The sequence below is a fragment of the Streptomyces sp. SDr-06 genome (assembly GCF_003324565.1).
In the GTDB taxonomy this organism is placed as follows: Bacteria; Actinomycetota; Actinomycetes; order Streptomycetales; family Streptomycetaceae; genus Streptomyces.
Genome location: NZ_QOLA01000025.1, coordinates 34,314 through 56,623, shown reverse-complemented (window position 1 = coordinate 56,623; position 22,310 = coordinate 34,314). Strand labels below are relative to the sequence as shown.

20 protein-coding genes, 1 tRNA gene and 1 riboswitch are annotated in these 22,310 nt (G+C 72.4%); of the genes, 10 read left to right on the top strand and 11 right to left on the bottom strand.

Going from position 1 to position 22,310, the window contains the following annotated elements; translation table 11 throughout:
• Window positions 1-28: 28 nt before the first annotated feature.
• Both DT019_RS33215 and DT019_RS33210 read right to left on the bottom strand, forming a co-directional pair.
• Window positions 29-1,072 (bottom strand): MraY family glycosyltransferase, encoded by a 1,044-nt coding sequence (locus DT019_RS33215; protein ID WP_114040696.1) that lies wholly within the window; start codon window positions 1,070-1,072, stop codon window positions 29-31.
• Between the two features lie 13 nt (window positions 1,073-1,085).
• Window positions 1,086-1,937 (bottom strand): NAD-dependent epimerase/dehydratase family protein, encoded by an 852-nt coding sequence (locus tag DT019_RS33210; protein WP_223279877.1) that lies wholly within the window; start codon window positions 1,935-1,937, stop codon window positions 1,086-1,088.
• A gap of 250 nt (window positions 1,938-2,187) precedes the next feature.
• Between DT019_RS33210 and DT019_RS33205 the strand changes: the two genes are divergently transcribed.
• On the top strand, window positions 2,188-4,479 hold the full coding sequence (locus DT019_RS33205) for a (Fe-S)-binding protein (RefSeq protein WP_114040694.1): 2,292 nt from the start codon (window positions 2,188-2,190) through the stop codon (window positions 4,477-4,479).
• A gap of 210 nt (window positions 4,480-4,689) precedes the next feature.
• Window positions 4,690-5,640 (top strand): Yip1 family protein, encoded by a 951-nt coding sequence (locus DT019_RS33200; RefSeq protein WP_114040693.1) that lies wholly within the window; start codon window positions 4,690-4,692, stop codon window positions 5,638-5,640.
• A gap of 70 nt (window positions 5,641-5,710) precedes the next feature.
• Here the strand turns inward: DT019_RS33200 and DT019_RS33195 are convergent, their stop codons facing one another.
• From DT019_RS33195 to DT019_RS33185, 3 genes are all read right to left on the bottom strand, one after another.
• A complete protein-coding gene (locus DT019_RS33195; protein WP_114040692.1) occupies window positions 5,711-6,217 on the bottom strand; it encodes a phosphoribosyltransferase in 507 nt (168 codons plus the stop codon).
• A 2-nt stretch (window positions 6,218-6,219) separates the two neighbouring features.
• On the bottom strand, window positions 6,220-6,795 hold the full coding sequence (gene dcd, locus DT019_RS33190) for a dCTP deaminase (RefSeq protein WP_114040691.1): 576 nt from the start codon (window positions 6,793-6,795) through the stop codon (window positions 6,220-6,222).
• Between the two features lie 85 nt (window positions 6,796-6,880).
• Window positions 6,881-7,066, bottom strand: coding sequence for a hypothetical protein (locus tag DT019_RS33185; RefSeq protein WP_114040690.1), 186 nt, complete (start codon window positions 7,064-7,066; stop codon window positions 6,881-6,883).
• A gap of 229 nt (window positions 7,067-7,295) precedes the next feature.
• Here DT019_RS33185 and DT019_RS33180 point away from each other — a divergent pair.
• A tRNA-Gly gene (locus DT019_RS33180) sits at window positions 7,296-7,369 on the top strand.
• A 187-nt stretch (window positions 7,370-7,556) separates the two neighbouring features.
• Window positions 7,557-7,973 carry a molybdopterin-binding protein gene (locus DT019_RS33175; RefSeq protein ID WP_114040689.1) on the top strand — a complete coding sequence of 139 codons (417 nt, stop codon included), beginning with the start codon at window positions 7,557-7,559 and terminating at the stop codon, window positions 7,971-7,973.
• 35 nt (window positions 7,974-8,008) lie between these two features.
• Here DT019_RS33175 and DT019_RS33170 read toward each other — a convergent pair whose 3' ends face one another.
• Window positions 8,009-8,566, bottom strand: a complete 558-nt coding sequence (locus DT019_RS33170; protein WP_114040688.1) for a histidine phosphatase family protein — start codon at window positions 8,564-8,566, stop codon at window positions 8,009-8,011.
• Window positions 8,567-8,703: 137 nt separating this feature from the next.
• A riboswitch (cobalamin riboswitch) is annotated at window positions 8,704-8,788 on the top strand.
• 61 nt (window positions 8,789-8,849) lie between these two features.
• Here DT019_RS33170 and DT019_RS33165 point away from each other — a divergent pair.
• The 4 genes from DT019_RS33165 (at window position 8,850) to DT019_RS33150 (ending at window position 11,759) form a co-directional block, all read left to right on the top strand.
• Window positions 8,850-9,071: a CbtB domain-containing protein gene (locus tag DT019_RS33165; RefSeq protein ID WP_114040687.1), complete on the top strand. Its 222-nt coding sequence runs from the start codon at window positions 8,850-8,852 to the stop codon at window positions 9,069-9,071.
• A gap of 18 nt (window positions 9,072-9,089) precedes the next feature.
• On the top strand, window positions 9,090-9,851 hold the full coding sequence (locus tag DT019_RS33160) for a CbtA family protein (protein WP_114040686.1): 762 nt from the start codon (window positions 9,090-9,092) through the stop codon (window positions 9,849-9,851).
• Window positions 9,852-9,984: 133 nt separating this feature from the next.
• Entirely contained in the window at window positions 9,985-10,968 is a 984-nt protein-coding gene (locus DT019_RS33155) for an ABC transporter ATP-binding protein (protein WP_114040730.1), read from the top strand.
• Window positions 10,965-11,759 carry an ABC transporter permease gene (locus tag DT019_RS33150; RefSeq protein ID WP_114040685.1) on the top strand — a complete coding sequence of 265 codons (795 nt, stop codon included), beginning with the start codon at window positions 10,965-10,967 and terminating at the stop codon, window positions 11,757-11,759. Before DT019_RS33155 ends, DT019_RS33150 begins: the two co-directional genes overlap by 4 nt.
• Here DT019_RS33150 and DT019_RS33145 read toward each other — a convergent pair.
• A complete protein-coding gene (locus tag DT019_RS33145) occupies window positions 11,737-14,898 on the bottom strand; it encodes an ATP-binding protein (RefSeq protein WP_114040684.1) in 3,162 nt (1,053 codons plus the stop codon). The two genes, DT019_RS33150 and DT019_RS33145, sit on opposite strands and share 23 nt — an antisense overlap.
• 549 nt (window positions 14,899-15,447) lie before the next feature.
• Between DT019_RS33145 and DT019_RS33140 the strand changes: the two genes are divergently transcribed.
• Window positions 15,448-16,323, top strand: coding sequence for an AraC family transcriptional regulator (locus DT019_RS33140; protein ID WP_114040683.1), 876 nt, complete (start codon window positions 15,448-15,450; stop codon window positions 16,321-16,323).
• An 11-nt stretch (window positions 16,324-16,334) separates the two neighbouring features.
• Here DT019_RS33140 and DT019_RS33135 read toward each other — a convergent pair whose 3' ends face one another.
• The 4 genes from DT019_RS33135 to DT019_RS33120 form a co-directional block, all read right to left on the bottom strand.
• Window positions 16,335-17,042 (bottom strand): GntR family transcriptional regulator, encoded by a 708-nt coding sequence (locus tag DT019_RS33135; RefSeq protein ID WP_114040682.1) that lies wholly within the window; start codon window positions 17,040-17,042, stop codon window positions 16,335-16,337.
• A 47-nt stretch (window positions 17,043-17,089) separates the two neighbouring features.
• On the bottom strand, window positions 17,090-18,517 hold the full coding sequence (locus DT019_RS33130; RefSeq protein ID WP_223279876.1) for an NAD(P)/FAD-dependent oxidoreductase: 1,428 nt from the start codon (window positions 18,515-18,517) through the stop codon (window positions 17,090-17,092).
• Window positions 18,518-18,773: 256 nt separating this feature from the next.
• On the bottom strand, window positions 18,774-19,088 hold the full coding sequence (locus tag DT019_RS33125) for a (2Fe-2S)-binding protein (RefSeq protein WP_114040729.1): 315 nt from the start codon (window positions 19,086-19,088) through the stop codon (window positions 18,774-18,776).
• A gap of 69 nt (window positions 19,089-19,157) precedes the next feature.
• Complete coding sequence (locus tag DT019_RS33120) at window positions 19,158-20,336, bottom strand: NAD(P)/FAD-dependent oxidoreductase (RefSeq protein ID WP_114040680.1); 1,179 nt, start codon at window positions 20,334-20,336, stop codon at window positions 19,158-19,160.
• Between the two features lie 218 nt (window positions 20,337-20,554).
• Here DT019_RS33120 and DT019_RS33115 point away from each other — a divergent pair, with 218 nt between their 5' ends.
• Window positions 20,555-22,303 (top strand): ABC transporter substrate-binding protein, encoded by a 1,749-nt coding sequence (locus DT019_RS33115; protein WP_114040679.1) that lies wholly within the window; start codon window positions 20,555-20,557, stop codon window positions 22,301-22,303.
• The last annotated feature ends 7 nt before the right edge of the window (window positions 22,304-22,310 follow it).

Sequence of the window (22,310 nt, the reverse complement as noted above, 5' to 3'; positions counted from 1 at the left end):
TGGCTGCCGCTCCCTGTGGGAAAGGGGTTCATCCCCGGCCCCCCGCGAGGTCGACGGAGGCGGTGGCGCTCTCCTGCGGGGTGCGGGCGTGCGGGGTGCGGCGGCGCGCGGCGGGCCCGTACACCGGCACCCGCAGGAGCAGCACGACCGCGACCGGTACGACGAGGGCCAGCGGCAGCACCGCGACCGGGGCGACGCGCCCGTCGTGGACCTGGAGCCCGATGAGGGTGCCGGCCAGCGACACGACACCGAGGACGACGGCCGAACCCTGGATGGTGAGGCCGAGCCCCCGCAGCCGGTGCGCGATGTGGTCGCCGCCGCCGCGCGTCAGCGGGCGGCCCGCGCGGCGCCGTGAGACGAGCACGAGCAGGGTGTCGGTGAGGACGACCAGGGTGAGCATGAAGAGCTCGGCGGTGGTCCGCTCACCGGGCTCCCCGGCGTGCACGGTCACGGCGGACGCGGCGAGCAGGAATCCGGTGAAGAGCGCGCCGCAGTCGCCGAGGTGGATGCGGGCCGGGTGCCAGTTGTGCAGCAGGAACCCGGTGAGGGCGGCGGCGAGCACGCTCAGGAGGAGCCCGTGTCCGGGGCGCCCCTCGGCGATGGCGCACACCGCGAGGCCGAGCGCGGTGACGGCGGCGACCGCGCCCATCGCGCCGTCGGAGTTGTCCAGGAGCTGGAAGGCGTTGGTGACGAACACGATCCACAGCACCGCGAGCGCGCCCGCGCCCGGCGACAGCCCGGCCAGCGCGACCACCGCGGTCGCGGCGGCCGCCTCCGCCACGAGCCGCACCCGTACGCCCAGCGGCCGCAGGTCGCCGATCAGGCCGAGCAGTGCGACCGCGCCGGCCGCGGCCAGCAGCGGCGCGACACCCGGGCCGAGTTCGGCGACGCCGAGCAGCGGTCCCGCGCAGGCCACGCCCAGCGTGGCGAGCGCGACCGCGATGCCGCCCAGGTGCGGGGTGGTGTCGCCCCTGCGGGCCCGGCCGAACCGCAGCATCAGGGTGCGGACCAGGGCGGCGAGCAGGGCGGTCAGTACGAGGGCCGCCGTGGCGGCCGCGAGCCCGTGCAGCATGTCGGCCGCCCCCTCAGCCGTGGTGCTGCCCGGCCGACGACGCGGCGGGCGCTCGGAGTCCGGGCAGCACGACGGGGGCGGCGCCGCGGGCCCGCCCGATCGCCGCGTCCAGGATGTCGTCGATGCCGCGGGCGGGCCGCCAGCCGGTCAGTTCGCGCAGCCGCGTCGCGTCGAGCGGCCGGGCCGCCGCCTTCCCCCCGTACGGCACGCGGTCGACGACGTAGGGGAAGTGGCGGATGGGCGAGGCGCCGCCGGCGCGGGCCAGCGTGCGCTCGGCCAGCGCCATCACGGTGATCTCCTCGCCGCCCGCGATGTCGAACTCCGCGCCCGGGGCGCCGGGGTGGCCGAGCAGGGCGAGCAGCGCCTCGACGGCGTCCGCGACGTCGAGGAAGCGGCAGGTGCGGGCGGCGTCGCCGTGCACCACCAGCGGCTCGCCCGCGACCGCCCGGCGCACGAGCCGGGTCAGGAGGGTGGCGTGCCCGGGCGACTGGCGCGGACCGACGGTGTCGCCGTGGCGTACGACGGTGGCGCCCGCGTCCGCCTCGCCCCGGCCGTCGGCCGCCGCGATGAGGAGCCGGCGGCCGTGTCTCAGGGCGGCGGCGCCGATGGCTCCCGTCACCGGCGCGAGGTGGACCACGGTGTCGCAGCGGGCGGTGAGTTCGTCGGCCAGGCGCTCGTCGAGGACCGAGCCGCGCACGAAGCGCAGCCTCGGATCGGACCAGGCGGCGGCGAGGTTGGCGCGGGCTCCGGTGGACAGGTCGTCGAGCACGAGCACGGTGTGGCCCTGGCCGAGCAGCGCATCGGCGAGGTGCGAGCCGATGAATCCGGCACCACCGGTGACGAGGTACGTGGCGGGAGCTGTCATGGGGACGCCCATTCGGTTCGATCGTCGTGGCGGACAACAAGTTAGTTTGTTATGTCCGCATATGTGGTGAATAACACGATGGATATCCGGCGCCGACCAAGGGCACGCTGAGCGACACAGATCACCGCCTGCGCGGCTACAGTGCGGCGGTAGAAGTGGGTACGCTCAGGTGGACTGGGTAAGTTACTGCTTAGTAATCCGTTCGAGCCCGTCCCCCGTACCCCACCTCGCAGGCCCGAGGAGCCCCCTCATGCAACTCGCCGCGATCATCGTGTCGCTGGTCCTAATCGCGGTCGGCGTAGCGCTGTTCGGCCGTGCCCTCGTGCAGATCTACCGCTTCGTGCGGCTCGGCCAGCCCGTGCCCGCCGGCACCCGCACGGCCGATCCCTACCGGCGTGCGGTCACCGTGGTGAAGGAGTTCCTCGGCCACACCCGCATGAACAAGTGGGGCATCGTCGGCGTCGCGCACTGGTTCGTGGCCGTGGGCTTCTTCTCGCTGCTCCTGACGATCGTCAACGCCATCGGCCAGCTCTTCAAGGCCGACTGGATCCTGCCGGTCATCGGCGACTGGGCGCCGTACAACGTCTTCGTCGAGTTCCTCGGCACGATGACCACGCTCGGCATCCTGACGCTCATCGTCATCCGGCAGCTGAACCGGCCGGGCCGCCCGGACCGCAAGTCCAGGTTCTCGGGCTCCAACACGGGCCAGGCGTACTTCGTCGAAGCCGTCATCCTCATCGTCGGCATCTGCATCTTCACGCTGCACGCCCTGGAGGGCGCCCAGCACCACGTGGACGGCTACGAGGCCTCGTTCTTCATCTCGTACCCGGTCGTCGCCTGGTTCCGCGGCATGGACCTGTCCACGCTGCAGAACCTCACGTACTTCTTCGCGGGCCTGAAGATCGCGACGTCCTTCATCTGGATGATCACCGTCGCGCTCAAGACCGACATGGGCGTGGCCTGGCACCGCTTCCTGGCCTTCCCGAACATCTTCTTCAAGCGCGAGGCGGACGGCAGTGTCGCCCTCGGCGCGCTCCAGCCGATGGCGTCGGGCGGCAAGCCGGTCGACTTCGAGGACCCGGGCGAGGACGACGTCTACGGCGTCTCGCAGATCGAGCACTTCTCCTGGAAGGGCATCCTCGACTTCTCCACCTGCACCGAGTGCGGGCGCTGCCAGTCGCAGTGCCCCGCCTGGAACACGGGCAAGCCGCTCTCCCCCAAGCTCCTGATCATGTCCCTGCGCGACCACGCGCACGCCAAGGCCCCGTACCTGCTCGCGGGCGGCGGCAAGGACATGGAGGGCAACGAGAAGGCGACCGAGGAGCAGCTGGCGAACGTCCCGGCGGCCGCCCTCGCGGAGGCCGAGCGCCCCCTGATCGGCACCCTCGAAGAGAACGGCGTCATCGACCCCGACGTCCTGTGGTCCTGCACCACGTGCGGCGCCTGTGTCGAGCAGTGCCCGGTCGACATCGAGCACATCGACCACATCGTCGACATGCGCCGCTACCAGGTGATGATCGAGTCCGCGTTCCCGTCCGAGGCGGGCACGATGCTCAAGAACCTGGAGAAGAAGGGCAACCCCTGGGGTCTCGCCAAGAAGCAGCGCGTCGAGTGGACCAAGGAGGTCGACTTCGAGGTCCCGATCGTCGGCCAGGACATCGAGGACCTCACCGAGGTCGACTACCTGTACTGGGTCGGCTGCGCGGGCGCCCTGGAGGACCGGGCGAAGAAGACCACCAAGGCCTTCGCGGAACTGCTGCACATGGCGGGCGTCAAGTTCGCGATCATGGGCGGCGACGAGAAGTGCACCGGTGACTCCGCCCGCCGCCTGGGCAACGAGCCGCTGTTCCAGCAGCTCGGCCAGGAGAACGTGGCCATGCTGAACATGGCGTACGGCGAGGATGACGAGGACCCGGCGACGAAGAAGCCGAAGTCCGCGAAGAAGATCGTCGCGACCTGCCCGCACTGCTTCAACACGATCGCGAACGAGTACCCGCAGCTGGGCGGCGAGTTCGAGGTCATCCACCACACGCAGCTGCTCCAGCACCTCATCGACGAGGGCAAGCTGGTCCCGGTCACCCCGGTCGACGGCCTGATCACGTATCACGACCCGTGCTACCTGGGCCGTCACAACAAGGTCTACACGCCCCCGCGCGAGATCATGTCGGCCGTCCCGGGCCTGCGCCAGCAGGAGATGCACCGCCACAAGGAGCGCGGCTTCTGCTGCGGCGCCGGTGGTGCGCGCATGTGGATGGAGGAGCGGATCGGCAAGCGCATCAACAACGAGCGCGTCGACGAGGCCCTGTCCCTCAACCCGGACATCGTCTCGACGGCCTGCCCGTTCTGCCTCGTCATGCTGACGGACTCCGTCAACGGCAAGAAGGCTGCATCCGAAAGTGGCTCCGCCACGGGCGTCAAGCCCAAGGAGAACCTCCAGGTCGTGGATGTGGCGCAGCTGCTCCTCGACTCGGTGAAGACCCCGGTGGACCCGGCCGGCACCGCCGAGGCGGAGAACGAGCCGGAGCCGGAGCCGGTGAAGTAACGCCGGTTCTCCCGCGCACGGAAAGCGGCCGGTTCTGCCCGAGGGCGGAACCGGCCGCTTTCCGTTGCGCCAGGGCGGCCGGCCCGCCGAAGGGCAGTCGCGGAGGCGACGGCTCCGGGATCCCCTAGGGGATGTCACAGCTCAGCCGCAAAGGCGCCCGGTTCCGGCCGCCCCCGGTTGGCGTACCGGCGGAACAGGTACGTTCGATTCGTGGCTGGATTCAGGATCGGACGCGGCGGCCGGGACAACAACCGCCGCCCGCGGCAACCGCAACGACAAGGGCAGCAGCAGGCGTCGGCACAGCAATGGCCGGACAGTCGGCAGCAGCCGCAGTACGGGCATGGGCAGGGGCACGCACAGCAGGGACCGCAGGGTTACGGGCAGGGACAGCCGCAGTACGGCGGGCAGCCGCAGTACCGGCAGCCCTATCCGCAGCAGGACGAGCCGGAGTACTTCGGCGACCCGTACTACCAGGGCCAGGGCCAGCCGCAGGGCTACGCCCCCGCCCAGGACCCGTACGCGAACAACCCGGGCCACACCCAGGCGTTCAGTGTCGGCGAGGACCCGTACGGCGACGGCGCGACCTACCGGGCGGGCGCGGTCACGGCCCCGCCCAGCGGGCCCCGGCTGCACTGGAAGGAGCTCCTGTCCGGCATCGTGACGCGGCCGGGCCCGACCTTCTGGCAGATGCGGGACTACCCGGTGTGGGGCCCGGCGCTGATCGTCACGTTCCTCTACGGGATGCTGGCGATCTTCGGCTTCGACAAGGCCCGCGAGGACGTCATCAGCACCGCGCTGTCCAAGGCGGCCCCGGTGGTCCTCATAACCGGCGTCGTCTTCGTGCTCGGCGGGCTGATCCTCGGCGCGGTCACCCACACCCTGGCCCGCCAGCTCGGCGGCGACGGCGCGTGGCAGCCGACGGTGGGCCTCTCGATGCTGATCATGTCCCTGACGGACGCGCCGCGCCTGCTCCTGGCCCTGTTCCTGGGCGGGAACAACAGCGTGGTCCAGGTCCTCGGCTGGGCGACCTGGCTGGCGGCGGGTGCGCTGTTCACCTCGATGGTGAGCAAGTCCCACGACCTGCCCTGGCCGAAGGCGCTGGGCGCCTCCGCGATCCAGCTGATCGCCCTGCTCTCGCTGATCAAGCTGGGCACGATCTAGCCGTACGCACGCGCAAGGGCCCCGCCGGGTCGCGACCCGGCGGGGCCCTTCGCCGTTCCCGCGCCGCCGATCAGGCGTCGAGGACCTGGCCCTCGCGCCGCACGACGGGCGGCTCGACCGACCACGGGAAGTTGATCCACTCGTCGGTGCGCTTCCACACGTACTCGCACTTCACGAGGGAGTGGGACTTCTCGTAGATCACGGCGCTGCGGACCTCGGCGACGTGGTCGAGGCAGAAGTCGTGCACCAGCTTCAGCGTCTTGCCGGTGTCGGCCACGTCGTCCGTGATCAGCACCTTCTTGCCGGAGAAGTCGATGGCGTTGGGCACGGGCGCCAGCATGACCGGCATTTCCAGCGTGGTGCCCACGCCCGTGTAGAACTCGACGTTCACCAGGTGGATGTTCTTGCAGTCGAGGGCGTAGGCGAGCCCTCCGGCGACGAAGACGCCGCCGCGCGCGATGGACACCACGATGTCCGGCTCGTAGCCGTCGTCGGCGATGGTCTGCGCGAGCTCGCGGATCGCGCCGCCGAACTTCTCGTAGGTGAGGTTCTCGCGCACGTCGTTCTGGTCGTTCATGCTCACACCTGGGTCCGATGGAAATTGAGGAAGGACCGCGAGGCGGTCGGCCCGCGCTGGCCCTGGTAGCGGGATCCGTACCGCTCGGACCCGTAGGGCTCCTCGGCGGACGAGCTCAGCCGGAACAGGCACAGCTGCCCGATCTTCATCCCCGGCCACAGCTTGATCGGCAGCGTGGCGACGTTGGAGAGTTCGAGGGTCACGTGGCCGGAGAAGCCGGGGTCGATGAACCCGGCGGTGGAGTGCGTGACGAGCCCGAGCCGGCCGAGCGAGCTCTTGCCCTCCAGACGGCTGGCGAGGTCGTCGGGGAGCGAGATGACCTCGTACGTCGACGCGAGCACGAACTCCCCGGGGTGCAGGATGAACGCCTCGTCCCCGTCCGGCTCGACGAGCCGCGTCAGGTCCGCCTGCTCGATGGCGGGGTCGATGTGCGGGTAGCGGTGGTTCTCGAACACCCGGAAGAAGCGGTCGAGGCGCACGTCGATGCTCGACGGCTGCACCATGGATTCGTCGTAGGGATCGATCCGTACCCGCCCGGAGTCGATCTCGGCCCGGATGTCCTTGTCTGAGAGAAGCACGTCCCGAGGATACGCAAGGCGCGCGGCCCGTCCGCAATCGGACGGCTCCGCGCGCCTGTGGTCCACCGCCGCTACCGGCCCGGCCCTACCGCTGTTCGACCAGCACCGGCACGGCATGACGCAGCCGCGCGCACCGGGGACAGCGGATCAGCCGGCCGGGCCCGATCCGCTCGGTGCCGAGCTGCTGCATCGGAAACGAATCCGTGGCGAAGACATGCCCTCCGGCGCAACGGACGACAGTGCGCTCCAACGAGTCCATCAAGTCGCTCAAGTCCCTTCCCCAACAAGCATGGACGGAGAAACCACCACATTAGGGGATGAACAGGACGGCGATCCACGCGGCACTCCGACCGCGCGCACGCCCTTCACGGTACGCCCCAACTCCCCCCGCCCGCACCGGGATCCCGACCCTCGACAGCACGACGGCCCCCGGTGAATCCACCGGGGGCCGAGCATGGGGTAGAGTGAGCGACGACCGCTTCCCCATGGGGAACGATCACGCGAGTGTAGTTTAATGGTAGAACATAAGCTTCCCAAGCTTAGAGCGCGGGTTCGATTCCCGTCACTCGCTCCATTTTTTTATGAACCCCCAGGTCCACGGCCTGGGGGTTGTTTGTTTTCCCGGATCTGCCAGCCCCGCTGTCGGGCGAGGCTCGCGGATGCGACGGCCTTCGGGACGGGGGCTTCTGGCGCCGATAGCGTGGGGCATGGTGCAGGTCAAAGCCTGACAAATCGCTGTCCCCTACGTGAGGCGTTTCTCCATGAGCCTGAGCATCCGCAACCAGATCGCCGGAACCGTCACCGCCATCACTCCCGGCGAGGTCATGGCGACCGTCAAGGTCCGGCTCAACGGCGGCCAGGTCGTCACGGCCGCGATCACCCTGGAGGCCGTCAAGGAGCTCGGCCTCGCCGAGGGGTCCGCGGTCACGGCACTGGTCAAGTCCACCGAGGTCTCGCTCGCCACCGGCCCGGTCGAGGGCCTGTCCATCCGCAACCAGATCCCGGGCACCGTCGCCGACATCGCCACCGGCGGCGCCATGGCCTCCGTCAAGGTCGACGTCCGGGGCGGCGAGCTGACCGCCGCGATCACCAAGGACGCCGTCGCCGACCTCGCGCTCACCTCCGGCACCCCGGTCGTCGCGCTGATCAAGTCGACCGAGATCTCCCTCTCCGTCTGACCGGTCCGGTCACCCCGGGCCCGGCCGCACCCGTGTCACAGGGCCCGGCCCACCCGTACGTTCCAGCGGCCCGCCCGGCCGGTCAGCTCCGTCGCGGTCAGGGGCGGGACGTCGATGCGCCAGAACGCCGACCCGGGCGCGTTCAGGGCGGTGAGCACCAGGGCCCGTACGATCTCGGGCTCCACCACCGCCAGGGTGCGTCCGCCCCCGGCGGACTCCAGCCATCCGGTCACCCTCGCGCACAACTCCCGTACCGATTCGCCGCCGTGCGGAGCCGCCGCCGGGTCGCTCAGCCACGCGGCCACCGCATCCGGCTCCGCGGCGCTCACCTCGGCCAGGGGCCTCCCCCGCCAGCGGCCCGCGTCCAGACCAGCCAGCTCGGGCACCTCCACCGCGTCCCGGCCGAACACCCCGGCCGTCTGGCGGCAGCGAGCCGAAGGGGCGGTCAACAGACGCTCGTACGGGGGGAGTTCGGGGGCCGCCTCGCGGGCCCGGGTCAGGTCGGCGGGGGCCAGCGGGGTCCCGTCGTCGAAGCGCGCCTCGCGCAGTGCCCGTCCGGCGGGCGGGGAGATCAGCAGCAATCTCACGGTCATGGCGCTTCCTTCTAGCGGGGCTCAAGTCGGGCGGCAGCAGGGCAAGTTGACAGCCGCGCGCCCCTGGGGCCTCCGTGCGCCCTTGGCCCCTTTCCCGCATCGCGCTACCTTCTCGTCGTTGATGACGACGGCAGGACGGAAGCCGGTGGGACTCCGGCACGGTCGCGCCACTGTATGCCCGGCACCAACCGGCCCCGCGGGGAAGGGACGGGCGAGTCAGACCCGTAGCCGTCGTCCAGTGCACCACCAAGCCGGGACGCGAGTTCCCCCAGGAGGTCCTGCCATGGCGCAGTACGCCGTCCAGCCGACCAGCACGCCCACCACCGTACCCGCGAAGCTGCCGATCGGCGCGATCGCCCCCTGGGCGGTCTTCTTCGGCATCCTGATGCTGGTCCTGCTCTACTTCATCGGCGCCGAGCAGGGCGCCACCTCCCTCGTCTCCGGCGCGAACGTGCACGAGTGGGTGCACGACGGCCGGCACCTGCTCGGCTTCCCCTGCCACTGAGCGGCAGCGGGCCGCCCCATGAACTCCGCGACCGTACGGGGCCTCCTCGTGCGCGGCATGCTCGCCGGCCTCGCCGCCGGGCTGCTCGCGCTCGCCGTCGCCTACCTCCTCGGCGAGCCGCGGGTGGACGCCGCCATCGCCTACGAGGACGCCCACACCCACGAACACGGCATGGCAGCCGTCAGCCGCACCCTTCAGTCCACCGGCGGCCTGGCCACCGGAGTACTCGTCTACGGGGTCGCCTTCGGCGGCATCGCGGCGCTCGCCTTCTGCTTCGCGCTCGGCCGGATCGGCCGCTTCGGCCCCCGGGCGACCGCCCTGCTGCTGTCGTCCGCCGCGCTGATCGCGGTCTACCTGGTGCCGTTCCTGAAGTACCCGGCCAACCCGCCGTCCGTCGGCGAACCCGACACCATCGGCAGACGGACCCTGCTGTACTTCCTGATGATGGCGCTCGGCGTGCTGCTCGCCATCGCCACCGTGGTCCTCGGCAGGCGCCTCGCGCCACGCCTGGGCAACTGGAACGCCACCATCGCCGCCGGCGCCTTCTTCGTGCTGGTCACCGGCCTCGCCTACGGCTTCCTTCCGGCCGTCGACGAGGTGCCCAAGGACTTCTCCGCGACCCTGCTGTGGCAGTTCCGCCTCGCGGCCCTCGCCATCCAGCTGACCCTGTGGACCGCCTTCGGTCTTGTCTTCGGACACCTCGCGGAACGGGTCCTCACGCCCCCGCCCGCGATCGCGACGGCAGCCTCCGCCGAGCCGCCGACTCACGTACGCCCATGAGCGGTTGACCAGCGGAAGGGCCCGCCGGGGCGCACCCGGCGGGCCCTTCGGCATCTCTCGGCCTTCAGGCCCCCCGGGCCCCTGAAACCCGCCTGAAACCGCGTTGAACCCGCCCGGCCGCAAGCTCTGCGGCATGACGAAAACGACGAACGACCTCGCGATCGAAGTCACCGGGCTTCGCAAGTCCTACGGGGACAAGACGGTCCTCGACGGCATCGACCTGTCCGTCCCGGCGGGCACCGTCTTCTCGCTGCTCGGCCCGAACGGCGCGGGCAAGACCACCGCCGTACAGATCCTCTCCACGCTGATCAGCCCCGACGCCGGACAGCTGCGGGTCGGCGGGCACGACCTGGCCACCGAGGCGCAGGCGGTCCGCGCCGCGATCGGGGTCACCGGGCAGTTCTCCGCCGTCGACGGCCTGATCACCGGCGAGGAGAACATGCTGCTCATGGCCGACCTGCACCACCTCTCGCGCCGCGAGGGGCGCCGGGTCGCCGCCGAGCTCCTGGAACGCTTCGACCTGACCGAGGCGGCGAAGAAGCCCGCCTCCACCTACTCCGGCGGCATGAAGCGCCGCCTGGACATCGCCATGACGCTGGTCGGCAACCCCCGGATCATCTTCCTGGACGAGCCGACCACCGGTCTCGACCCGCGCAGCCGGCACAACATGTGGAACATCATCCGCGGCCTCGTCGCGGGCGGTGTGACCGTCTTCCTCACCACCCAGTACCTGGAGGAGGCCGACCAACTCGCGGACCGGATCGCGGTGTTGAACGGCGGCAGGCTGGTCGCCCAGGGCACCGCCAAGGAGCTGAAGCGCCTGGTCCCCGGCGGTCACGTGCTGCTCCGGTTCGCCGAGCCCCGCTCCTACGAGAGCGCGGCCCTCGCCCTGCGCGACGCCACCCGCGACGACGAGTCGCTGTCGTTGCAGATCCCGAGCGACGGCACCCAGCGCGAGCTGCGCGCCATCCTCGACTGGCTGGACTCCGCCGCCATCGAGGCGGACGAGCTGACCGTGCACACCCCGGACCTCGACGACGTGTTCTTCGCCCTGACCAGCCACACCGACACCCCCGTACCGGCCGCCGCCGGCGCCCAGAAGGAGAACGTCCGATGAGCTCCCTGTCCCTCGCCGTCCGCGACTCCGCCACCATGCTGCGCCGCAACCTGCTGCACGCCCGGCGCTACCCGTCGCTCACCCTGAACCTGCTGCTCACGCCCGTCATGCTGCTGCTGCTCTTCGTCTACATCTTCGGCGACACCATGAGCATGGGCATCGGCGGCGGCGGACCCGACCGGGCCAGGTACATCGCCTACATCGTCCCCGGTCTGCTCCTGATGACCATCGGCAGCACCGTGGTGGGCACCGCGATCTCCGTCTCCAACGACATGACCGAGGGCATCATCGCCCGCTTCCGCACCATGGCGATCCACCGCGGCTCGGTGATCGTCGGGCATGTCATCGGCAGCGTGCTCCAGTCGATCCTCAGTGTCGTGGTCGTCGGCACGGTCGGCGTGGCCATCGGCTTCCGCTCCACCGGCGCCACCGTCCTGGACTGGTTCGCGGCGTTCGGGCTGCTCGTGCTCTTCGCCCTCTCGCTCACCTGGATCGCCGTCGGCATGGGCCTGATCAGCCCGAACGCCGAGGCCGCGAGCAACAACGCGATGCCGCTCATCCTGCTGCCGCTGCTGTCCAGCGCGTTCGTGCCGCTGCACTCGATGCCGGGCTGGTTCCAGCCGATCGCCCAGTACCAGCCCTTCACCCCGGCCATCGAGACCCTGCGCGGTCTGCTGCTCGGCACGGAGATCGGCAACAACGGATGGCTCGCCATCGCCTGGGCCGTCGGCCTCACGGTGCTCGGCTACTTCTGGGCGAAGGCCAAGTTCAACCAAGACCCGCAGCGCTGATGCCGCGCAGCACCAGCGCGGCGGCCGCCTCAAGATCGTCGCGCCCCAGGGCGGCGTACTCCGACACCGCGTCGGCGTACGCCGCCCCGTCGGCGTCCTCGGCGGCCTGCCGGGCGACCGCGGTCGACATCGTCGGGAACTCGCGGTGCACACGCAGCCGTTCGGCTATCGCGACGAGGCGTACGGCCGCGGTGTTGCCCCGCGCGAGCTCGGCGAGGCCCACGGCCAGCAGCACCGTGCCGGACACCGGCAGCTCGGCGGGACTGCCCTCGACACCCGGCCGCTCGGTCAGCTCCAGGGCACGCGTCCGCAGCCGGGCCACCAGGTCCGCGACCGGTTCGAGCCTGCCGTACCGGGCGTGCGCGGCCACCGCCGTGGCCTGGATCTGCTGGGACCACGCCTCCACGAACGGGTCCTCCGGGTAGAGCGCCTCGACCTGGCGCAGCTGCCCGACCGCCTGCCGCCACAGACCGAGCCCGAGCTCGGTCAGGCCCCGCGACAGGGCGATCTCCGCGCGCGACCCGATCTCCGGGCTGAAGACCCGGGTCGACTCGGGCACCAGCTCCAGGGAGGCCATCTCCAGCCAGCGCTCCGCCTCCTCGATCTCGCCGCGCTGCAGACACGCCAGGACGAGCCCCCAGCGCACCCCGGTCATGTCGTGCCAGCCGGCCGCCTCGGCCCGCTCGCCGACCCTGTCCAGGACCTCCACGGTGGCCAGCAGATGCCGGTACGCCTCCTCGCCCCGCTCGGTCTGCAGGCACAGCTCGCTGATGCGGCCGTGGCCCAGCATCGCGGTGGCCGGATTGCCCAGCGTGATCAGGGCGCCGATGCCGCGCCGGGCCGATTCGAGGGCCCGGTCCACCTCCCGCTCGTACTCCCACACATAGCTGGCGATGCACTCGGCGACGCCCGCGAGCAGCGCGTTCTCCGACGCGCACAGCTCCAGCAGGCGCGTGTAGTGCGGCGGGTGCGCCTCGGGAAGCGCCCGCAGCACCACGTCGAGCGCGCGCAGCAGGGTGTCCGGCTCGGCGGGCGGCAGCCTGCGCAGGGTGACCAACTGCCGTACGGCGTGCGGCCCGTAGCCCATGAACAGGCTCAGGGTGCACACCACGGACGCGCTCCGGACCGACTCGACGTCATCGGGACCCGGGCGGAAGTGGGAGAGCGGCCCCGCGGTGTCGGCGGCGATGCCCACCAGGCGGCTGTAGTTGGAGTCGGTGGCCCACAGGGAGGCGAGCACCGCGGTGAGGCCCGCGAGGGCCGGGCCGTCGTCGCGGGCGAGCGCATGCCGCAGGGCCAGTACCAGGTTGTCCTGCTCGCTCCGTGCGAACTCCCAGGACGACAGCGAGTCCGGGCTGAACAGGGCGTCGTTGTGGGCCCGCCCGAAGTCCCGCGCCCAGGCCAGGAACCGGTCCGTGACCGCCTCCTCCTCGGCCGCGTCCGCACGCCGCGCGGCGCTGAACTCCCGTACCGCCTCCAGCATGTGGAAGCGCACCCCGGACGCGGTGTCGGCCGCCTTGATCAGCGACTGGTCGGCGAGCTGCTCCAGGAGGAACAGCGCGTCCTCGTCGCCCAGGACGTGCTCCGCCGCGGCCTCGGTGAAGCCGCCGGGGAACACCGACAGGACCCGCAGCGCGGCCTGCGCCTCGGGCTCCAGGAGGTTCCAGCTCCACTCGACCACGGCCCGCAGGGTGCGGTGGCGCTCGGGCACGTCACGGCCGCCGCCGCGCAGCAGCGCGAACCGGTCCCGCAGCCGCCCGGCGATCTCGGGCACGGACAGCACCCGGACCCGCGCCGCGGCCAGCTCGACCGCCAGCGGCAGGCCGTCCAGCTGGCGGCACAGCTCCTCCACGGTCCGCTCGGGCAGCTCGGCGTCCGGCCGGGCGGCCCGGGCCCGCTGGCGGAACAGCTCGACGGTGGATACGAGGCCCAGCTCCGGCAGCGCGTACACGGACTCCGAGGTCAGGCCGAGCGGCGCCCGGCTGGTGGCCAGGACGCGCAGCTCCTTCGTCCTCGACACCAGGGCCCGCACCAGCTCGGCGGCGCCCCGGATGACGTGCTCGCAGTTGTCGAGGACGAGCAGCGCGGGTCCCGGGCCGAGCGCTCCGGCGATCCCGGCGACCAGCCCCGCGGGCCCCGGAACCGACCGCACCGCGCTGGCGCCGAGCACCGAGGCGACCTCGGCGGCCACGTCGTCGTCGAGGGTCACACCGGCCAGCGGCACGAAGTGCACGATCCGCTGCTCCGCCTCGCGCGCGACCGCGTGGGCGAGCCGGGTCTTGCCGAGACCACCGGGGCCCACGATGGTGGCGACCCGCGCGGTACGCAGCAGCCCGCCGACCGCGGCGAGGTCGGCGTCCCTTCCGAGCAGCGGGTTCGGCTCGTGCAGCACGCCGTGCCGCACCAGGGGGGCCTCGCCGCGCAGCAACTCCTGGTGCAGCGCGGTCAGTTCGGAGCCGGGATCGGCGCCGAGTTCGTTGCGGAGCGCCCTGCGGTAGGTGTCGTACCGGGTGAGGGCGGCGGCGGGGCCCGCCGTGGCGGCCTCGCAGCGCAGCAGCTCCGCCAGCACCTCCTCGTCGCGCGGCAGTTCGCGGGCCAGCTGGGCCAGCGGCCGGACCGCGTCGGCCCGGCGGCCCACCCGGGCGAGCGCGAGCGCCCTGCACCGGGTGAGCGTGCGGTACGCGCCGGCGCGGGCGAGGCGCAGCGCGGCGACCGGGTCGTGCAGGTCCGCACCGGCCCCGGCGTCCACGACGCCGTCCCACAGGGCGAGGCCCGCCTCGGCCTCGGCCAGTGCCTCGCCGGGCTCACCCGCCCGGGCCCGGGCCTCGCTCGCCGCCGCGTGCAGCAGCAGGGCCGAGCTGTCGACCTGGTCCTCGGCGAGGGCGAGCCGGTAGCCGGCCGGGGTGCTGGCGATCACGTCCGGGCCGAGCTGCGAGCGCACCCGCGAGACCAGTACCTGGACCGCCTTGCCCGGGCGTTCCGGCAGCTCCTCGGGCCACAGCCCCTCCACGAGGCGCCCGGTGCTGCAGCCCGCCCTCAAGTCCTCGGCGAGCAGGGCGAGGAGGCCGCGCAGTCTGGGGGCGGTCACCTCTTGGCCGCGGTAGGCGACGCGGGGCAGCAGGGTCAACTCGGTGGTCACCCGAGCAGACTAGTCAGCGCGCCGCCCTGCGCGCCCCCACGGTCCGGTTCCGGCACCCCCGCCCACCCCCTGGGGCTCCGCCCCGGACCCCGGGAGTCGCCCCACCCCGCCCCTTCCCGAAACCCTCCGGGGGTTGAAGGGCTCCTGGGGGCTCCGCCCCCAGACCCCCGTTCGCGCCTCAAGGGCGCTCGTCCTCAATCGCCGGACGGGCTGAAGATGCCAACGCTGGGCGCCCGACAGGGGCGCGGGGAACTGCGCGAAGGGCGGGCGCGGTCCGCAGATCGAAAGGGGTTGAGGGGCGCGGGGAACTGCGCGAAGAGCGGGCACGGTCCGCAGATCGAAGGGGGTTTGAGGGGCGCGGGGAACTGCGCGAAGAGCGGGCACGGTCCGCAGATCGAAGGGGGTTTGAGGGGCGCGGGGAACTGCGCGAAGGGCGGGCGCGGTCCGCGGATCGGAGGGCCACCCGACAGGCAGGGGCACAGAATGTCGGGTCGGCCGGAGTACGCCGCTCCTGGCGTGGAGCGCGTAAGGAAGGAAGGGGGCCGGGAGATGCTGGAGCGGCTCAATCGGGCCATGGGGCACATCGAGGACCGGCTGACCGAGGAGATCGACGTCGCCGAACTCGCCCGCATCGCGACGACCTCGGAGTACCACTTCCGGCGCCTGTTCTCCGCCCTGGCCGGAATGCCGCTGTCGGAGTACGTGCGGCGCAGGCGGCTGACCGTCGCGGGCGCCGAGGTGCTCGCGGGTCAGCGCACCCTGCTCGACGTCGCGGTCCGCTACGGCTACACGTCGGGGGAGGCGTTCGCGCGGGCGTTCCGTGCCCTGCACGGCGTCGGCCCCGGCGAGGCCCGGCGGACCGGCGCCGCCCTGCGCTCGCAGCCCCGGATGTCCTTCCGCCTCGTCGTCGAAGGGAGCACCACCATGCGGTACCGGATCGTGGAGAAGGACGCGTTCCAGCTGGTCGGGAGGAAGGCACGGGTTCCGGTCGTGCACGCGGGGGTCAACCCGGCGATCGCCGCGTTCGTCCGGAGCGTCGGGCAGGAGACGGCTCCGCGCATCCACCCGCTGTCCGACCAGGAACCCCGGGGCATCGTCTCGGCCTGCGCCGACCTCGACCCGAGCCGGGCCGAGGGCACCGAACTGGACTACTGGTACGCCGTGTTGACCCGAACGGAGCCGCCCGAGGGCCTCGACTCGCTCCAGGTGCCCGCGGGCACCTGGGCCGTCTTCGAGAACACCGGGCCGTTCCCCGAGGCGCTCCAGCACCTGTGGCGGGACGTGTTCACGGAGTGGTTCCCGTCCAACCCGTACGAGAGCAGGCCGGGTCCGGAGATCCTGCGCACGCCGCCGTCCGCCGTGGGCGACACGATCGACGCCGCCCTGTGGATACCGGTCCGGCGGACCGGCCCGACCGGCGCGTAGGGCCTACGCGTTCAGCGCCCCGCGCCGAGGCGGCGCTTCGGCTTGGGCTCGGCGGCCTCGCTCCTCGCCCACAAGGAGCGGACGTGGCCCAGGTGCCGGGTCATGCACTTCTCGGCGCCCCGGGCGTCGCCCGCCAGCATCAGATCGAGGAGCTCGACGTGCTCCTCGGCGGACGGGATCAGCTCGTCGCGCTGGTCGAGCGCGGTCAGCCCGTACAGCCGGGACCGCTTGCGCAGATCGCCGACCGTCTCCACCAGGCGCTCGTTGCCGCCCAGGGCGAGCAGGGAGAGGTGGAAGCGCCGGTCCGCCTCCAGGTACCCGATGAGGTCGTGGTCGCGGGCCGCGCGCACGATCTCCTCGGCGACCGGCCGCAGCGCCTCCAGGTCGGCCCGGTCCGCGGTGCGGGTGATCCGGCCGACCATGGGGACCTCGATCAGCGCCCTGATCTCGGTGTACTGGTCGAGGTCGCGCTCGTTGACCTCGGTCACCCGGAACCCCTTGTTGCGCACCGGCTCCACCAGGCCCTCGCGCGCGAGGTCGAGCATCGCTTCGCGTACGGGGGTCGCGGAGATGCCGAAGTCCTCGGCGAGGCCGGGCGCCGAGTAGACCTGACCGGGGCGGAGTTCGCCGGAGATCAGCGCGGCCCGCAGCGCGTGGGCGACCTGGTCGCGCAGTCGCTCGGTGGTGGTGATGACCTTGCTCTGCTTCAGGTGACCCATGCTGCTGTTCCTCCGTACCGAGCGGAGACCCAGAGTACAATGTCACGTTACTTTTGCGAATCGTTCTGCTCCGGCGGGACCTCGGGGGCGAGGGCGGCCAGCGCTCCGAGCGGGACCGGCGTCGCGAACGGCCGCCGCTCTGCGGGTGGTTCGGCGCCGCCCGCCAGACAGGACACCGCCGCCCCGCACGTCCGGCCCTGGCACCAGCCCATGCCGGCCCGGGTGAACAGTTTGACCGTGCGCGCGTCCCGGGCGCCCTCCTCGACGGCCCCGCGGATGCGGCCCGCCGTCACCTCCTCGCAGCGGCACACCTCGGTCTCGTCGGTCAGCCACTCGGTCCACCCCGGGCCCGGCGCGTGCGCGGCCGCCATGGCTTCGGCGAAGGCGCGCAGCCGGGTGCGGCGCAACCGCAACTGCCGCACGCGCCCACCCGGTCCGGGGTTCCCGCCGAGTCGGCCCGCGATCGCGCGCGCCGCCAACTCCCCTTCCGCGCGGGCGAGTTGGGCGCCGCCGACGCCGCCGGGTTCGCCTGCGCCCCAGAGCCCGCGTACGGAGGTCTCCAGGCGGTGGTCCAGGGCGAGGGCGAGGGTGTGGTCGGGGGTGCGGCGGGTGGCACAGCCGAGGGAGGTGGCCAGCTCGATCCCGGGGACCAGGCCGTGGCCGACGGCCAGCGCGTCGCAGGCGATCTCGCGGCCCGTGCCCGGAATCGGCCGCCACCGCTCGTCAAGCCGCGTGACGGTGACCGCCTCCACGCGTGCGGCGCCGTGCACCTCGGTCACCGCGCTGCGGGTGCGCAGCGCCACCCGGTGCCGCAGCAGCGCCGCCCCGTGCACGGCCGCCTCGGCGAGCTTGCGCGGGTTGGCCGCGAGCGCGCCGGGGCGCCGGGCGTACCCGAGGTATCCGGACGCCTCGACCACGGCCGGGACCTCGGCCCCCGCCCCGGCGAGCGAGGAGGCGACGGCCAGCAGCAGCGGCCCGCTCCCCGCGACCACCACCCGCTTCCCGGGCAGCACGAGACCGGCCTTGAGCATGGCCTGCGCACCCCCGGCCCCGACCACGCCCGGCAACGTCCAGCCGGGAAAGGGGAGTTGGCGCTCGTACGCACCGGTCGCGAGCAGCACGGCCCGCGCCCGGACCCGTACCGGATGCTCGTCGCCCCCGTCGGCACCGGTCACGGCATGGACCGTCCAGTCGGTGTCGCCCCCGCGCTCCACCGTCCAGACGTGGTGCCCCGCGAGATGCGTGACCCCGCTGGTCGCCAGGCGCGCCCGGAGATCGGCGAAGGCCGCCCAGTCGTGGTGCAGCGCCTCGGGCCGCCGGGCGCGCAGCGCGGACGCGGGCTGCCGGTAGAACTGCCCGCCGACCCGCGCGGAGAGGTCCAACAGGACCACCCGCAACCCGAGTTCAGCCGCGGTGACCGCCCCCGCAAGCCCAGCGGCCCCACCCCCCACCACAGCAAGGTCATACGTCAGCACCGACCCACGCCCACCCCCAGGGGCCGCGGGGGTCTGGGCAACAAGCCCAGAACGGTCCCCAGCCGAACCCCGCCCCGGCACGCACACACCCCCAACACCCTCACCACCCCCCAGTGGCGCGGCGAACTGCGCGACCGGCCCACCAGCCGAACCACGAGCGGACTCCCGGGCCGCCGCAGGCGCCGGGGTCCCGGCGTGCGGGGCCTGGGGCGGAGCCCCGGCGCCCTCCGAGGCGGAAGGCCCGGCCCCGGCGGGTTCAGACGGCGAGGTCGGCACGACCATGCCCCCCCTGCGTGGTGACCGCGTCCCCGGGCCCCGCGGGCACGAGGCAGGCCCGCCGATTCGGCACCCCGTTGATCACCGCGAGACACTCGAAGCACTGCCCGATGCCGCAGAACGCCCCGCGCGGGCGGCCTCCCACGCGGGTGGTGCGCCAGGCGAGTATGCCCGCGCCCCACAGGGCCGCCGCGACGGACTGGCCGGGCAGCGCGGGCACGGGGCGCCCGTCGACGGTGATCTCGAAGGCGGGCCCGGGGCGGGCCCCGGCCAGTTCGAGCGGGTTTCGGGCCACCAAGGGCCTCCCTTCCTGGCGGTGCGGATGTTCCTGGTGGTACGGACGTTCCTGGCGGTACGGGCGTTCCTAGCGGTGCGTCCGGTGGGGGCCGGGATGCGATCCCTCGGCCCCGGTGTCGAACCGGGACGGGTCGAACGGGCCGATGTCGAGGGCGGGTCGGACCCCGGCCAGGCAGTCCGCGATGATCCGGCCCGTCGCCGGGGCGAGCCCGATCCCCGCCCCCTCGTGGCCGCACGCGTGCAGCAGACCGGGCACGCGCGGGTCGGGCCCGATCGCCGGGAGGTGGTCCGGCAGATAGGGCCGGAAGCCCGCGTACGTACGGATGGTCCGCACGTCGGCGAGGACCGGGAACAGGGAGGTCGCCCCGGCCGCGAGGCGGCGCAGGGCCTCGACGGACAGGCCCCGGTCGAAGCCCACCCGCTCACGGCTCGCCCCGATCAGGACCGGGCCCGCGCGGGTGCCCTCGATCACCAGCGAGGTCTGGAGCGCGGCCGAGCCGCTGGCCACGTCGGCGATGTAGTCCGCCGCGTACACCTTGTGCCGCACCACGCGCGGCAGGGGTTCGGTGACCAGGACGAAGCCGCGCCGGGGCAGCACCGGCAGCAACACCCCGGCCAGCCGCGCCAGTTCGCCGCCCCAGGGGCCCGCCGCGTTCACCACGTACGGCGCGTGCAGCACCCCGGTGGCGGTCCGCACCCCGCGCACCGCGCCGCCGGGCCCGGTGAGCAGGCCGGTGACCTCCTCGCCGAGCCGTACCTCGGCGCCGGAGGCGCGCAGCAGGTGGGCGGCGGCGAGGGCGGGCATGACCTGGGCGTCCTGGGGATAGTGGACGCCGCCCGCGAGACCCTGCGCCAGATGCGGCTCCAGGTCGTGCAGCCGGTCGGCCGCCACGTCGCGTACGGTCACGCCCGCCTTCTCCTGGCCCGCCGCGAAGGTGCGCAGCGCGGCCATTCCCGTCTCGTCGGAGGCGACGACGAGACCCCCCTTGGGCTCGTACTCCACCCCGCGGGGCAGCAGTTCGGCGAGCTCGGCCCACAACCCGCTCGAATGCAGGGCGAGTTCGAGCTCGGGCCCCGGTTCCTTGTCGGAGACGAGGAGGTTGCCCTCGCCCGATCCCGTCGTGCCGCCCGCCACCGGCCCGCGGTCGAGCACGGTGACGGCGAGGCCGGCGCGGGCCGCATAGTAGGCGCAGGCGGCCCCCACGACCCCGGCCCCCACGACGACGACGTCCGAGGTGCTGCGCATGGATCTCATGGACACCTCAGTAATATTTCACATGGCACCAGCCCTGCCAAGACGCCTCCGCGACCAACTGCCGTACGGGGCCTCCCCCGTGGGCCCCGTACGGCCAAGGGCGGATAAAAGAGTTCCCGACACCTTGTCAGTGCAATTTCACATTACTATGTTACGGGTCACATTCCAGCCTCCCGGGGCTGTCCGAACTGTTCACGGAGTGACCACTGATGAACAAGCGCACCTGCACCGCCCTCGCCGTGGCCCTCACGGCGACGCTCACCCTCGGCGCGACCGGCTGTTCCGGGGCGAAGCACCCGAGCGCGGGCCAGTCGGGCGCCAAGAACCCCGCCGTCGAGAACGTGGGCAAGGTGATCGGTGGCACCCCGGTCAAGGGCGGCACCCTCACCGTCCTGTCCAACCAGGACTTCACCCACCTCGATCCGGCCCGCAACTGGGTCATGACCGACATGGACTTCGGCACCCGGCTGCTCTACCGCACCCTGGTGACCTACCGGGCGGCCCCGGGCACCGCGGGCGGCGAGCTGGTGCCCGACCTCGCGACCGACCTCGGCACCGCCTCCAACGGGGCCCGCACCTGGACCTTCCACCTCAGACCCGGGCTCGCCTACGAGGACGGCACACCGATCACCGCGCAGGACGTCAAGTACAACGTGGAACGCTCCTTCTCCCCCGACCTGCCCGGCGGCGCCGACTACGCGGCCCGCTACCTCACCGGCGCCGAGGGCTACCAGGGCCCCGCCCAGGGCAGGCACCTCGACTCGATCAGGGTCCCCGACGACCACACGATCGTCTTCGACCTGCGCAAGCCCTTCGCCGAGTTCCCCAACGCCGCCGCCATGCCCACGTTCGCGCCCGTCCCCCAGGCCAAGGACACCGGCCCCAAGTACGACAACAGACCCTTCTCGTCCGGCCCGTACAAGATCGAGTCCTACGACCGCAACAAGCAGCTGACCCTGGTGCGCAACACCCACTGGGACGCCTCGACCGACCCGGTCCGCAAGGCCTACCCGGACCGCATCGTGGTGACGATGGGGCTCAAGGGCACCCAGATCGACGACCGCCTGATCGCCGCCCAGGGCACGGACGCCTCCGCGGTCTCCTGGGGGGCGCTGCGCCCCGAGAGCGCGTCGAAGGTGCTGCCGAACGCCGAGGTGCGCTCCCGCCTCGTCGCCGAGTCCAGCAACTGCACCGACATGGTCCAGATGGACACCGGGCGGGCCCCGTTCACCGATGTGCTGGTGCGCCGGGCGGTGATGTACGCGCTCGACAAGGACGCGGTGCTCACCTCGTCGGGCGGCCCCGCGTTCAACGACCTGTCCAGCGCGTACATGCCGGCGGGCCTCTTCGGCGGCAAGCAGCCCGACACCCTCAAGATCCCCGCCACCGGTGACGTCGCCAAGGCGAAGGAACTGCTCAAGGAGGCGGGCAAGGCGGGCGGGTTCGAGACCAGCATGACCGTCTCCACCGGCGACAAGGGCCGCGCCGAGGCCATCCAGGAGTCGCTCGCCAAGGCCGGGATCAAGGTCACCATCGAGACCGTCGACCCGTCCGCGTTCTACGCCACCATCGGCGACACCAAGAACCGTACGGACATCGTGTACTCGGGCTGGTGCCCCGACTACCCGTCCGGCTCCACGTTCCTGCCGTTCGTCTTCGACGGGCGCTCCATCAAGGACAAGGGCAACCAGGGCAACCACTCGCTCTTCCGCGACGACGCGACCATGAAGCGCATCGACGAGATCTCCGCGATGCCCGACGCCCAGGCCGCGGCCCAGGCCTGGCAGCGACTCGACGGCGAGATCCTCGCCAAGGCCCCCGCCGTCCCCGTCCTGGTCCGGCGCTGGCCGCTGGTGCTCGGCACCAACATCGCGGGCGGCTACGGCCACACGTCCTTCGAGGGCCAGCTCGACTACGCCACCATCGGGCTCAAGAACCCCGCCAAGAGCGGGAACTGAGGACCGC